The following is an 11637-nucleotide window of genomic DNA, read 5'->3' as shown; positions in this document are numbered from 1 at the left end:
CATTTCGGTCATTAAGGTATTAGCCAAACCATCCTGGAAGCGGACACTCCCGGCGCTGTTAAGGGCGCCGACGTCTGCCTTAACAGCACCCACTGGTCTTGCTGGAGGGCGCGCAGCATGAAGCTGCCGCTGCATCCTGCTCTGCACGATGACGCGGTTTACAGATGGCGGCTCGAACGCCTAGCGTGAGAACTGCTGCATCTTCCCCTATAGACAGGTTTGCAATGTCGAAGACCTGCATGGCCTCGCCAGGGCGCCCGATCTCAATCGTGAGCCTTGCATCATGGTCGAGACGAACCTTCTTTTCGACCTGTGCGAGGATCGACCGGAATTTCCCTGCCGTCATCTCCAGACGATCATCCTTAGCCGGGATGTCCTCCACCTGCAGTACCGTCTCTTGCCACGTATCGGGATTGCCGCCGCAGTCCAAGGTGACAAAGGAGCCGGCCTTCACTTCCGTGATGAGATAGCCGGCCTGAACGACACGGTCGCCATACTGGATAGAGAGGGGAAGCTCGTCGCGGTCCGCCAATCGGGCGAGCACTACGCCAAGCGTAGATTCAACCTCAACGTAAGGGAGAGTTGCGCGCTCGGTCATGTTGGGTTATCCATTATTTCAATAATTGTTGAGATATTGAGATGAAACTCGAAGAACCGCAAGCCCTCAATGCATTCGGCGCCTTGAGCCAGGAAACCCGCCTCCGCATGGTCAGGATCCTGGTGCAGGCAGGGCCACAGGGAATGGCGGCTGGCGCTGTCGGCGAAGCCGTTGATGCGTCGTCATCCAGCGCCTCGTTCCATCTTGCCCACCTCGAGCGTGCCGGGCTGATCCAATCCCGCCGCGAAAGCCGCTCGATCATCTACAGTGCCAATTTCGAAGGCTTATCCGGACTCGTCGAATTCCTCATGCGCGACTGCTGCTCCGGCCATCCCGAGGTCTGCATGCCAGCTGCCGCCGTCGCTGCCGAATGCTGTACCCCCGCCAACGCCAAGGAGAACGCCTGTGCCTGCTGATCGCGTCTACAACGTCCTGTTCCTGTGCACCGGGAATTCGGCTCGCTCTATTCTCGGTGAAGCCCTGATCAATCACGTCGGCAATGGCCGCTTCCGCGGCTACTCCGCCGGTTCGACACCGCGAGGCGAAGTGCACCCGATGACCCTCGCCACTTTGAAGAGCGCCGGCATCTCCGTCGAGGGTCTGCGGTCCAAGCCTTGGGACGAATTCGCGATACCCGACACCCCGAAAATGGATTTCGTCTTCACCGTCTGCGACAACGCCGCCGGCGAAGCCTGTCCGGTCTGGCCCGGTCAGCCGATGACCGCGCACTGGGGCATTGAAGACCCTGCTGCCGTTGCCGGCCCTGAATTCAAGCAGCAGGCTGCATTCGAAGACGCGCTAACTTATCTTCGCAATCGTGTAGCCGCCTTCATGAGCCTTCCTCTCGAAAGTATCGACCGCATGGCTCTGACCTCGAAGCTCCGTGGCATCGGGGCCATGGAAGGCAGTACCTCGAAGTCCGCTGGGGCCGCATGATCGATCTTTCCCGCCGCCTGACTGCCGAAGCACTCGGCACCGGGCTGCTGGTTGCGACAGTGGTGGGATCCGGCATCATGGCCGAAACCCTGACCACCGATGTCGCGCTGGCATTGCTCTCCAATACTATCGCCACCGGTGCCATTCTCGTCGTGCTGATCAGCACGCTCGGGCCGATTTCGGGCGCCCATTTCAACCCGGCCGTCTCGCTGGTCTTTGCAATTCGCGGTGAATTGCTGGCGCGGGACGCGGGCCTTTATGCCCTGGTGCAGACACTCGGCGGCGTGCTGGGAGCGATTGCCGCTCACGCCATGTTCGCTCTACCCCTGGTGCAGGCTTCGAGCACGATCCGGACTGGTGGCGCGCAGTGGTTCTCGGAGAGCGTCGCCGCTTTCGGGCTAGTTGCCATTATCTTTGCCGGCATCCGCTTCGAGCGGAAGGCCGTACCCATGCTGGTCGGGCTCTACATCACCGCTGCCTACTGGTTCACCGCGTCGACATCCTTCGCCAACCCGGCCGTCGCTATCGCGCGGTCCTTCACCGACACTTTTTCCGGCATTCGTCCGCTCGATCTGCCGGGCTTTATCCTCGCTCAGGTGGCCGGGGCGCTTGTCGCCCTCGCGCTGATGACTTGGCTACTTCGCGTGCCCTCCGGCAGCGATCTCCCCATTAATCCGGAAGACCCATCATGACCGTTACGATCTATCATAACCCCGAATGCGGCACCTCCCGCAACACGTTGGCCATGATCCGGCAGAGCGGTGTCGAGCCCACCGTGATCGAGTATCTCAAGAACCCGCCGAGCCGCGAACGCATCGTTGAACTGGTTTCCGCTGCCGGCATCACGCTGCGCCAGGCCCTCCGCCAGAAGGACACGCCCTATGAAGCGCTTGGCCTTGGCGACACCAGCCTGACCGACGACGCGCTGCTCGACGCTATTGGTCAACACCCGGTCCTGCTCAACCGGCCGTTTGTCGAAACGCCAGTCGGCACGCGCCTTTGCCGGCCTTCCGAAGTGGTGCTCGACATTCTCCAAAACCCCGATATCGGGCCCTTCACCAAGGACGATGGCGAAGTCATCATCGACGCCGAGGGCAAGCGCATTGTCTGATCTGCCCAATATCGTTCCCGCCGCGTTCGAAGTGCCTGAGCTGTCGCGGCTGATCGCCCCGGTGCTGCAGCACAAGCCGCGAATTCTGATGCTTTACGGCTCCTTGCGAGAACGCTCCTATAGCCGGTTGCTGACGCTAGAAGCCCAGCGGCTCCTCGAAAGCCTTGGCGCGGAAGTTCGGATTTTCCATCCACACGGCCTGCCTCTGCCCGGCGACGCGCCGGACGATCACCCGAAGGTGCAGGAATTGCGGGAGGCGATGGTCTGGTCCGAGGGCCAAGTGTGGACGAGCCCCGAGCGGCATGGCGCCATGAGTTCGGTGCTGAAAGCCCAGATCGACTGGATACCTCTCCCTGGCGGCGCGATCCGCCCGACGCAGGGCCGAACACTTGCCGTCATGCAGGTTTCGGGCGGTTCGCAATCGTTCAATGCGGTCAACCAGATGCGTATTCTCGGTCGCTGGATGCGCATGGTGACGATCCCCAACCAAAGCTCTGTGGCCAAAGCCTTTCAGGAGTTTGAGCCCGACGGTCGCATGAAACCGTCATCCTTCTACGATAGGGTGGTGGACGTCATGGAAGAGCTGGTCAAGTTCACGCTGATCAACCGTGGCGTTTCCGGCTACCTCACCTCCCGCTACAGCGAACGCAAAGAGGCCGCGGCCAAACTCGAGGAGCGGGTCGGCCTCAAGGCGATCTGACACGACATGCCTAAATCGACCCAATCCAACGCCGGCGCGATCGGGGCGCTGGGTGTTACTCAGATCATCGGGTACGGGACGCTCTACTACAGCTTCTCTATCCTAGCGCCGGGTATTGCCGAGGAATTCGGCATTGCCGTCCAGTGGGTTTATGGGTCAATTTCCCTGGCGCTTCTGGCAGGTGGGTTGATCTCTCCCTATGCGGGGGGCCTCGCCGACAAGCATGGCGCTGCCCTTGTGCTGTCGATCGGGTCGGTTGCCGCGGCGGTCTCACTTATCGTTTGTGGTCTTGCCGTCAACGCTTCGGTTTTTCTTGCCGGGCTGATCCTCGTCGAGCTCGCTTCGGCCTTTGTGCTCTATTCGACAGCGTTCGCGCTCCTGGCGCAGGCGACGGGACCGCAGGCGCAGCGCAGCATCACCTATCTGACGCTGATTGCCGGGTTTGCCTCGACAATCTTCTGGCCGCTGACGACCTGGATGCTGCAGGGACTGGACTGGCACCAAGTCTATTTCGTTTTCGCCGGCATGCACCTCCTCGTGTGCCTGCCGCTGCACGTTTGGCTGACGCGCTTTGCGCGCATGGCGGCCCAGAGGCCGGTCGAGGAAACGACAGCGCCCGTCCTACAAGCGAGTGGCAGCGGCAATTTCACCTTCATCCTCGTGGTGCTCGGCTTCTCGCTCGCCGGCTTTGTCTCGGCGGCGACGCTGTTCCACATCGTGCCCATGCTGGGCTTGTTGGGCCTTGGCGGCAGTGGTGTGCTCGTCGCCACCCTGTTTGGTCCTGCGCAAGTTGCAAGCCGCCTCATCAACATGGCGTTCGGCAAGGACCTGCCGCCCCCGATGCTGGCCGTGATTTCGGCGGTGTTGATGCCGGCTGCGCTTGCAGTTCTCGCCCTCACCGCGCCCGCCATTGCCGGAGCCGTGGCCTTCGCCATCATATTCGGCCTTGGCAGCGGGCTGTTCAGCATTGTGTCGGGCACCTTGCCGCTGGCCCTGTTTGGCAAGCAGGGTTTTGGGAGGCGCCTGGGTTGGATCGGCATGGGGCGCCTGGGCGTCTCAGCCATCGCGCCCTTCGCACTCTCTGTAGCGCTTGGCTCGATGGGCCCGAAGCCCTCGGTCTGGCTCTTGACGGCGGCAGGTCTGAGCTGCGTTGCTGTATTTGGTGAGATACTGAGGCGCTCGAGATCGAGCGCAACTCTGATCGTGTCTTCTCAGACCGTCTAGACCTGCTTACCCGAGGCCAACGATGCCCGACCTGCTTGGATTTGCCCTGGCCTCGCTGATCATCGAACTCACGCCGGGCCCGAACATGACCTATCTGGCCGTGCTCTCGGCCCGACAAGGTCGCTCGGCCGGCTATATAGCTGTGGCAGGCGTGGCGCTGGGCCTGGCCATCATGGGAATTGCGGCAGCGCTTGGTCTCGCCACCCTGATCGGCGCGTCCCCGGCGCTTTTTGCAATCCTGCGCTGGGGTGGGGTGGCCTATCTGCTCTATCTGGCCTGGGACGCCTGGCGCGAAGCCGGCCTGCCGCCTGAGCCCGTGCAGAGCGGCCGCTACTTCGTTCAGGGTCTCGTGACCAATCTGCTCAATCCCAAGGCTGCCCTGTTCTATGTGACTGTCATGCCCAACTTTCTGGCTGCGGGTAGCGACGGCCCTGTCTCCTGGACACTGCTGGCAGCTGTCTATGTGAGCGTCGCCACGCTCATCCATCTGGCGATTGTCACCGCTTCGGGCATGCTCGAACCAGTGCTGACCCGCGGCATGGGGCGGGTCGTGGTGTCGCGCGCCTTTGCGCTCATCCTGGTCGGGGTTGCCGCATGGTTGCTTTGGTCCACGCGGTCGAGTGGGGCCTGAGGCCGCCTTTTCAGGCGGCCGTCTGGGTGGTGTTGGTGGCCCGGCTTGCCAGAACGCTGGTCGTCGCCTGATGCTGGCTGAGGTGAACTCCGCCGGAGAGGTTCTTGAGGAAATGAGTGTGGGCGAGCCTGTCCATCACCGGCCCCTTGACCTCCGAGAGGTGCAGCCGTACGCCGGCCTCCTTGAGGCGATGCTCGATGACCTCGAGACTTTCGAGAGCCGACATGTCGATGGCATTGACGGCCGAGCACATCAGCACGACGTCGGAGATCCCGCGATTGGCCGCCACCTGCTCGAGCACCAGGTCTTCGAGATAGCGTGCATTGGCGAAATAGAGGCTTTCGTCGATGCGGATGGAAAGCATGCCCGGCACGGTCTCGACCTTGTGCCGTTTGACATTGCGATAGTGCTCGGTGCCCGGCACCTGGCCGACAATGGCGGCGTGGGGCTTGGACGAGCGATAGAGAAAAATCAGGATCGAAGTGCCGACACCAAGGGCAATGCCGGTTTCGACGCCAAGCAGCAGCGTGCCCAGCATGGTGATCGCCACTGCCGTAAAGTCCGCCTTTGAATATGACCATGCCCGCCTGAGGATCGAAAAATCGACCAGGGTCAGCACGGCGAGGACAATTGTCGCCGCCAGCGTCGCCTTGGGCAGGATGGCAAGGAACGGGGTCAGCAGCAGCGTGGCCCCGGCAATGCCGATGGCGGTGAAGGCGCCGGCCGCAGGGGTGGCCGCCCCGGCATCGAAATTGACCACGGAGCGGGCAAAGCCCCCCGTCACCGGATAGCCCCCGCCAATCGCGGCCGCGATATTGGAGGCGCCAAGGCCGATCAGTTCCTGGTTGGGCGTGAAGCGTTCGCGGCGCTTGGCAGCCAGGGTCTGGGCCACGGAGATCGATTCCACAAAGCCGACGATGGAGATGATCAGCGCCGGCAGGGCCAGTTGCTGGACCAGATCTAGGCTCACACTGGGGAGCGAGAGCATAGGTAGTCCTTGCGGGACGTCACCCACCAGCGACACCCCTCGGGATGCGAGGCCCATACCGGCTGACCAGGCCATGGTCAGCAAGACGACGAACACGGGACCGGCGCGAACGATGATCGTGGCGACGCCTTTGCTCAGACCGAAACGGGTCAGCCAGTTCTTGAGATCGAGCCTGATCCAGAGCAGCAGCGCCAGGGCAACCGCGCCAACCGCGACGGTATGGAAGTTGATGTTCCCGACATTCTCGTAGATCGAGACCAGCAGCTCGGGCAGGGCGTGCCCCTCGGTCTTGATCCCCAAAAGGCCGCCGACCTGGCTGGTGGCGATGATCAGGCCAGAAGCGGTGATGAAACCGGAAATAACCGGATGCGACAGGAAATTGGCGACAAAGCCGAGACGGAATAGCCCCATGATCGTCAGCATGACGCCCGACAGCAGGGCGAGCACGATGGCGGCGCTGGCATAGTCCACGGACCCTTCCGCAGCAACGCGCCCCACCGCGGTCGCGGTCATCAGCGAGACTACGGCGACGGGGCCGACGGCCAGTGCAGAAGATGTGCCGAAGATGGCATAGGCAACGAGCGGCAGAACCGATGCGTAAAGGCCCACTTCAGGCGGCAGGCCGGCCAGCAGCGCGTAGGCAAGCGATTGCGGGATCAGCATGATCGTCACGATGACCGAAGCGATGAGGTCGCTGGTCAAGGTCTGGCGATTATACCGCCGCCCCCAGTCGAGGATGGGAAAGTAGGATTTCAGGCGCATTGGGATCTCTATCTGGCCTTGGTCCGGCCGCTACCGGCCGGACGCGACATTCACTCGCTCAGCGTGGCATAGAGGCTGCCGGCGCGAGCGCCGGAGCGGCAATAGCCGAGGACAGGCTTGGGCATCCGATCCCAAGCCTGATGGAACCGGATGATCTGTCCTTCGCCAAGACCCCCGGAAACGGGGATATGGAAGATCTGCAGCCCTTCGGCCTCGGCGGCACGCGCCACCTCATCGAAGCTGGGCTGGCCAAATTCTTCATTGTCGGGGCGGGCGCAGACGATCGACCGGTAGCCTGCTGCGGCAACGGCCTTGACCTGGTCTGGCATGATCTGGGCGGTGATGGAGAAATTGTCGTCGAGCTGGCGGATATTCACGGGATTGCTCCGGGATTTGAAAAGGGAAACATCGTAGGACAGGTTGTCTCAGAGGCCGTTGACCGGCACCTTGAGATAGGTCTTGCCGTCCTTGTCCTTTGGCGGCAGCTGGCCGGCGCGCATATTGATCTGCAGCGAGGGGATGATCAGCTTGGGCATGGCAAGTGTCGCATCGCGCGCTTCGCGCATCGCGACAAAGGCGTCTTCGTCCGTGCCATGTCCGACATGGATATTGTGGTCGATCTCGTCGCCCACCGTGGTCTCCCACGCGATGTCGCGGCCGTTAGGACCATAGTCGTGGCACATGAAGAGGCGCGTTTCGCGAGGCAGTGACAGCACCCGCTGGATCGAGCGGTAGAGTACCCGCGCATCACCTCCGGGGAAGTCGGCGCGGGCCGAGCCGCCGTCAGGCATGAACAGCGTGTCGCCGACAAAGGCGGCGTCGCCAACAACATGTGTCATGCAGGCCGGGGTGTGGCCTGGCGTATGCATGACATGCACGGCGAGACCCCCGATCTGGTAGCTGTCGCCGTCGCTGAAAAGGCGATCGAACTGGGAGCCGTCGCGCTGGAATTCGGTGCCTTCATTGAAGATCTTGCCAAAGGTGTCCTGGACCACGGTGATGTTCTCACCAATGCCAAGCTTGCCGCCGACCTTGGACTGGATATAGGGCGCGCCCGAGAGGTGATCGGCATGGACATGGGTTTCGATCAACCACTCGACCTCAAGGCCATTGGCCTTGATGAAATCGATGATCCGATCGGCGCCGTCGTAGGTGATGCGCCCGGCCGCATAGTCGATGTCCATCACCGAGTCGATGACAGCACAGGTATTTGAGCCGGGATCCCTGACGACATAGGAAATCGTATTGGTCGGGGCATCGAAGAAGGCGGTGACGTCCGGCTTCAAGGTCAGATCGGTGGTGAAGGGAATGGTGCTCATGTCGAGCTCCTTTCAAGGGTGAGGTCAGGTGGCCGACGCGAGGCGCTGGCCGTGTGCGAGGCGAATGGAGCGGGCTGCGAAAATGCCGATCAGCATGGCGCCGACAAAGGCCCAGGCCGAGGCTTCGCCCAGGCCAAGGGCCGGAATAGCGCCACCCGGGCAGAAGCCGGAAATCCCCCAGCCGATGCCGAAGACGGCAGAGCCGGCAACCAGGGGCAGGTCGAGCTTGCGATTGGTCGGTATGTGGAACTTTGTCTCGCAAACCGGCTTTGCGCGGCGAAGCACCAGGCGGTAGCCGATCGCAGTGACCACCAGGGCGCCGCCCATCACGAAGGCCAGGGATGGGTCCCAGGTGCCGGCGACATCGAAGAAATTGAGAACCTTGGCCGGGTTGGCCATGCCGGAGAGGGCAATGCCGGTGCCGAAGATGAGACCGACGACGCCAGCAAGAAATGTGCGCTGCATCAGAAACCGCCCAGGAGATGTCGAATAACAAAAACGGTGGCAATGGCCGTCGCCATAAAGGTGGCGGTGGCCGCGATCGAGCGCGGCGACAGGCGGGCCATGCCACAGACGCCGTGACCGGAGGTGCAGCCGGAGCCGAAATAGACGCCGCCGCCAACGATCACGCCGCCGATGATCACCCAGGGCAAAGGCACGGGGCTGGAAAAGGCGATGGCATGGTCGGAAAGGCTCAACACCAGGCTAGGCGCAACGATCGCACCGGCGAGAAACGCTGCACGCCAGACCCAGTCCGAAGCCACGGGGGGCAGCAGCCCGGTCAGGATGCCCGTCATGCCGGCGATGCGCCCATGAAACGCCATGAGCAGGACAGCCGAAAGGCCGATCAGTGCGCCGCCGAGCAGCGAGAGCACCGGGGTAAACTCAGTCATGAAATTGTACCTTACAGGTAGAAACGCCCATCAGGCGGTAGAGCGGACAGAACCGCACGAGGGCGGTAAGCAGGAGGATAAGGCCGACAGTGAAGGCAATTGCCTGCAGCACGGTCGCGCCCGCCAGGGGCATGGAGGGGATGAATGTGCCGACGATCAGAGCCAGTCCGATGATCGCTCTGAGGATGCGATCGGCAGATCCAAGATTGGGGTGCATCACGAACTCCTTGAAAACCGGCCCCATAAGGAGCATAAGATTTATCAACGAACATTCGTATATACGCAAGTGCTAATATGATCAAGATGAATCTTGCGACCATGGAGCGGAACGCCGATCAGGCGTCTCAGCTCCTGGCCGCCATGGCCAATCCGAAGCGATTGCTCATCCTGTGCAACCTGCTCGAACAGGAAATGAATGTCGGGCAACTGGCAGAGCGGGTCCAACTCGGCCAATCCCCGCTATCGCAACATCTCTCCAAGCTGCGGGCCTGGGGCCTGGTGGCGACACGACGCGACGGCCAGCAGATCAACTACACTTTGGCTTCGGATGAAGTTCGGCGAGTGTTGACGACGCTCTACGAGATTTACTGTGCCGACACGACTTGAGGCGTGCAGTTAGGTTGTCGTCCGCTCTTCCAGGTTCGACGCCAGAAGCGGCCTGTCCGCTTGCCACACCCAACCCCCGCCAAAAACAACAAGGCCCGCATTTGCATGCGGGCCTTGTCGATAGTCTTGGCAGTGAACGCTTAGCCCTGGCGGGCCTTGAAGCGCTTGTCTACCTTGTTGATGATGTAAACGCGACCGCGGCGGCGGACGAGCTTGTTCGCGCGGTGGCGCGTCATCAACGCCTTCAGCGAGTTGGTTACCTTCATCGGTCTTATTCCCTGGTCAAATAAAAGGGGCGCCAGAGCGCCCGAAAACTGCGCCCTTCATAGGGAAAAGGCTCCCGTCTGTCAACGCGCCCGAGAAAGAGTTTTGCCCCCTTTTCCTGAGCGCTTCGGAGTCCTCCCGTTAACCGGCAGGTGAGCCTTGGCGGTCTAGTATTTCGGCCGGTTCCAGGGGGCATGGAATGGACAAGATCGTCAAGCATGGGATCGTGATCGCCGATCCGGTCGGGAATATGGCGTCGTTGATCGCCGCCATGGTGCGCGGGCTCGGCCATCGCATGGTGCTCGAAGTCAACAGCGTACGCGATCTCAAAGCGGCCCTTGCCAGCCGTTCCTACTCCCTGATCGTCGTCGATGATGCCATCAGCCCCGATACGGTGGACCTGGTGCGCACCATGCGCACCGACTTCGACAATCCCAACCGCACGACGGCCGTGATCATGATGTCCACCGCGCCCGACATCGCGCGGATTGCCGAGGCGCGCGACGCCGGCGTCAGCGAATTTTTGAAAAAGCCGTTCTCGGCCACCGACCTGCAAAAGCGCATTGCCGGCCTCCACATCACGCCACGCGAATTCATCGAGGCGCCCGAATATTCAGGGCCCGACCGGCGGCGGCGCAAGCTCACCGCCGGCATCGACAATCAGCGCGGCGCCAAGGAGCCCGAGGTCTAAATCCGGGCCTTCGGCGCGTTCCGCGGCGGCATGTCATTGGAATAGATATTGTGCAGGCCGACATTGAGAATGTCGCGCTCGCCGCACAGGGCCATGGTCGTATCGAGTTCCTTGCGGATGATCTCGAGCACGCGCGTCACGCCCGCCTCGCCGCCAGCCCCCAGACCATAAAGCATCGGCCGGCCGATAAAGGTCGCCTTGGCCCCATAGGCCAGCGCCTTGATCACGTCCTGCCCCATGCGAATGCCGCTATCGAGATAGACTTCCGTCTTGTGCCCGACCTTGTCGACGATCTCGGGTAGCACCCGGATGGTCGAAGGCGCGCCATCGAGCTGGCGGCCGCCATGGTTGGAAACGACGATGGCATCGGCGCCATTGTCGATCGCGGCCTGCGCGTCATCGGCATCAAGCACGCCCTTGACGATCACCGGACCGCCAAAGCGCTCCTTGATCCATTTGACGTCGGCCCAGTTGAGCGTCGGATCGAACTGGCTGGCCGTCCAGGCCGAGAGCGACGCCAGGTCATGGACGCGACCGACATGGCCGACGATATTGCGGAACGTGTGCCGCTTGGTGCCCAGCATGCGCGCACACCAGAGCGGGTGCTGCATCATCTGCCAGATCGAATAGGGCGTGAATTTCGGCGGCGTCGAGAGGCCGTTCTTGATGTCCTTGTGCCGTTGCCCGAGGATCTGCAGGTCCATGGTCAGAACCAGCGCCGAGCACTTGGCCGCCTTGGCGCGGTCGATCAGGCGATTGATGAAATCGCGGTCGCGCATCACATAGAGCTGAAACCAGAACGGCGCGGTGGTGTTCTCGGCAATGTCTTCAATGGAGCAGACGCTCATGGTCGACAGCGAGAAGGGGATACCGAACTTTTCGGCCGCCTTGGCCGCCTTGATCTCACCATCGGC

18 protein-coding genes are annotated in these 11637 nt (G+C 62.0%); 9 read left to right on the top strand and 9 right to left on the bottom strand.

All coding sequences use genetic code 11. The annotated features are described in order from the left end of the window. Positions 1-79 precede the first annotated feature (79 nt). The gene (locus tag J0I64_RS18695) at positions 80-598 is read right to left on the bottom strand and encodes a DUF6428 family protein (RefSeq protein WP_291411058.1); all 519 of its coding nucleotides are present in this window, start codon (positions 596-598) and stop codon (positions 80-82) included. A 41-nt stretch (positions 599-639) separates the two neighbouring features. Between J0I64_RS18695 and J0I64_RS18690 the strand changes: the two genes are divergently transcribed. The 7 genes from J0I64_RS18690 to J0I64_RS18660 are packed head-to-tail and all read left to right on the top strand — an operon-like array spanning position 640 to position 5200. Beyond that, entirely contained in the window at positions 640-1014 is a 375-nt protein-coding gene (locus tag J0I64_RS18690; protein WP_291411056.1) for a metalloregulator ArsR/SmtB family transcription factor, read from the top strand. Next, on the top strand, positions 1004-1534 hold the full coding sequence (locus J0I64_RS18685; protein WP_291411054.1) for an arsenate reductase ArsC: 531 nt from the start codon (positions 1004-1006) through the stop codon (positions 1532-1534). Before J0I64_RS18690 ends, J0I64_RS18685 begins: the two co-directional genes overlap by 11 nt. Beyond that, entirely contained in the window at positions 1531-2226 is a 696-nt protein-coding gene (locus tag J0I64_RS18680) for an MIP/aquaporin family protein (protein WP_291411051.1), read from the top strand. The genes J0I64_RS18685 and J0I64_RS18680 overlap by 4 nt, the downstream gene beginning before the upstream one ends. Then, complete coding sequence (arsC, locus tag J0I64_RS18675; protein WP_291411049.1) at positions 2223-2645, top strand: arsenate reductase (glutaredoxin); 423 nt, start codon at positions 2223-2225, stop codon at positions 2643-2645. The genes J0I64_RS18680 and arsC overlap by 4 nt, the downstream gene beginning before the upstream one ends. Beyond that, positions 2602-3345, top strand: a complete 744-nt coding sequence (gene arsH, locus J0I64_RS18670; protein ID WP_291411047.1) for an arsenical resistance protein ArsH — start codon at positions 2602-2604, stop codon at positions 3343-3345. Before arsC ends, arsH begins: the two co-directional genes overlap by 44 nt. A 6-nt stretch (positions 3346-3351) precedes the next feature. Beyond that, positions 3352-4569, top strand: coding sequence for an arsenite efflux MFS transporter ArsK (gene arsK / locus J0I64_RS18665; RefSeq protein ID WP_291411045.1), 1218 nt, complete (start codon positions 3352-3354; stop codon positions 4567-4569). Positions 4570-4591: 22 nt separating this feature from the next. After that, on the top strand, positions 4592-5200 hold the full coding sequence (locus J0I64_RS18660) for a LysE family translocator (RefSeq protein WP_291411043.1): 609 nt from the start codon (positions 4592-4594) through the stop codon (positions 5198-5200). 10 nt (positions 5201-5210) lie between these two features. On the opposite strand, the gene sulP is transcribed toward J0I64_RS18660, so the two are convergent. Genes sulP through J0I64_RS18630 form a run of 6 tightly spaced genes read right to left on the bottom strand, consistent with a single transcriptional unit; the run spans position 5211 to position 9379 of the window. Further along, entirely contained in the window at positions 5211-6950 is a 1740-nt protein-coding gene (gene sulP, locus J0I64_RS18655) for a SulP family inorganic anion transporter (protein WP_291411040.1), read from the bottom strand. A 50-nt stretch (positions 6951-7000) separates the two neighbouring features. Continuing rightward, positions 7001-7327: a TIGR01244 family sulfur transferase gene (locus J0I64_RS18650; RefSeq protein WP_291411038.1), complete on the bottom strand. Its 327-nt coding sequence runs from the start codon at positions 7325-7327 to the stop codon at positions 7001-7003. A gap of 48 nt (positions 7328-7375) precedes the next feature. Further along, the gene (locus J0I64_RS18645; RefSeq protein ID WP_291411036.1) at positions 7376-8269 is read right to left on the bottom strand and encodes an MBL fold metallo-hydrolase; all 894 of its coding nucleotides are present in this window, start codon (positions 8267-8269) and stop codon (positions 7376-7378) included. Positions 8270-8293: 24 nt separating this feature from the next. Beyond that, positions 8294-8734, bottom strand: coding sequence for a YeeE/YedE family protein (locus J0I64_RS18640; RefSeq protein WP_291411034.1), 441 nt, complete (start codon positions 8732-8734; stop codon positions 8294-8296). Continuing rightward, positions 8734-9162 carry a YeeE/YedE family protein gene (locus J0I64_RS18635; RefSeq protein WP_291411032.1) on the bottom strand — a complete coding sequence of 143 codons (429 nt, stop codon included), beginning with the start codon at positions 9160-9162 and terminating at the stop codon, positions 8734-8736. The genes J0I64_RS18640 and J0I64_RS18635 overlap by 1 nt, the downstream gene beginning before the upstream one ends. Beyond that, the gene (locus tag J0I64_RS18630) at positions 9155-9379 is read right to left on the bottom strand and encodes a DUF2892 domain-containing protein (RefSeq protein ID WP_291411030.1); all 225 of its coding nucleotides are present in this window, start codon (positions 9377-9379) and stop codon (positions 9155-9157) included. Before J0I64_RS18630 ends, J0I64_RS18635 begins: the two co-directional genes overlap by 8 nt. A 77-nt stretch (positions 9380-9456) precedes the next feature. Here J0I64_RS18630 and J0I64_RS18625 point away from each other — a divergent pair, with 77 nt between their 5' ends. Further along, a complete protein-coding gene (locus J0I64_RS18625; protein ID WP_291411005.1) occupies positions 9457-9768 on the top strand; it encodes a metalloregulator ArsR/SmtB family transcription factor in 312 nt (103 codons plus the stop codon). A gap of 140 nt (positions 9769-9908) precedes the next feature. Here the strand turns inward: J0I64_RS18625 and ykgO are convergent, their stop codons facing one another. Beyond that, the gene (gene ykgO, locus J0I64_RS18620) at positions 9909-10034 is read right to left on the bottom strand and encodes a type B 50S ribosomal protein L36 (protein ID WP_046144158.1); all 126 of its coding nucleotides are present in this window, start codon (positions 10032-10034) and stop codon (positions 9909-9911) included. A gap of 197 nt (positions 10035-10231) precedes the next feature. On the opposite strand from ykgO, the gene J0I64_RS18615 reads away from it, so the two are divergent. Continuing rightward, the gene (locus J0I64_RS18615) at positions 10232-10723 is read left to right on the top strand and encodes a response regulator (protein WP_291410999.1); all 492 of its coding nucleotides are present in this window, start codon (positions 10232-10234) and stop codon (positions 10721-10723) included. Here J0I64_RS18615 and J0I64_RS18610 read toward each other — a convergent pair. Beyond that, positions 10720-11637 (bottom strand): alpha-hydroxy acid oxidase (locus J0I64_RS18610; RefSeq protein WP_291410998.1); only part of this gene is annotated, 918 nt, incomplete at its 5' end. The genes J0I64_RS18615 and J0I64_RS18610 overlap by 4 nt on opposite strands.

Source organism: Devosia sp. (assembly GCF_017307565.1).
In the GTDB taxonomy this organism is placed as follows: domain Bacteria; phylum Pseudomonadota; class Alphaproteobacteria; order Rhizobiales; family Devosiaceae; genus Devosia.
This window is presented reverse-complemented; position numbering and strand designations above follow the sequence as displayed.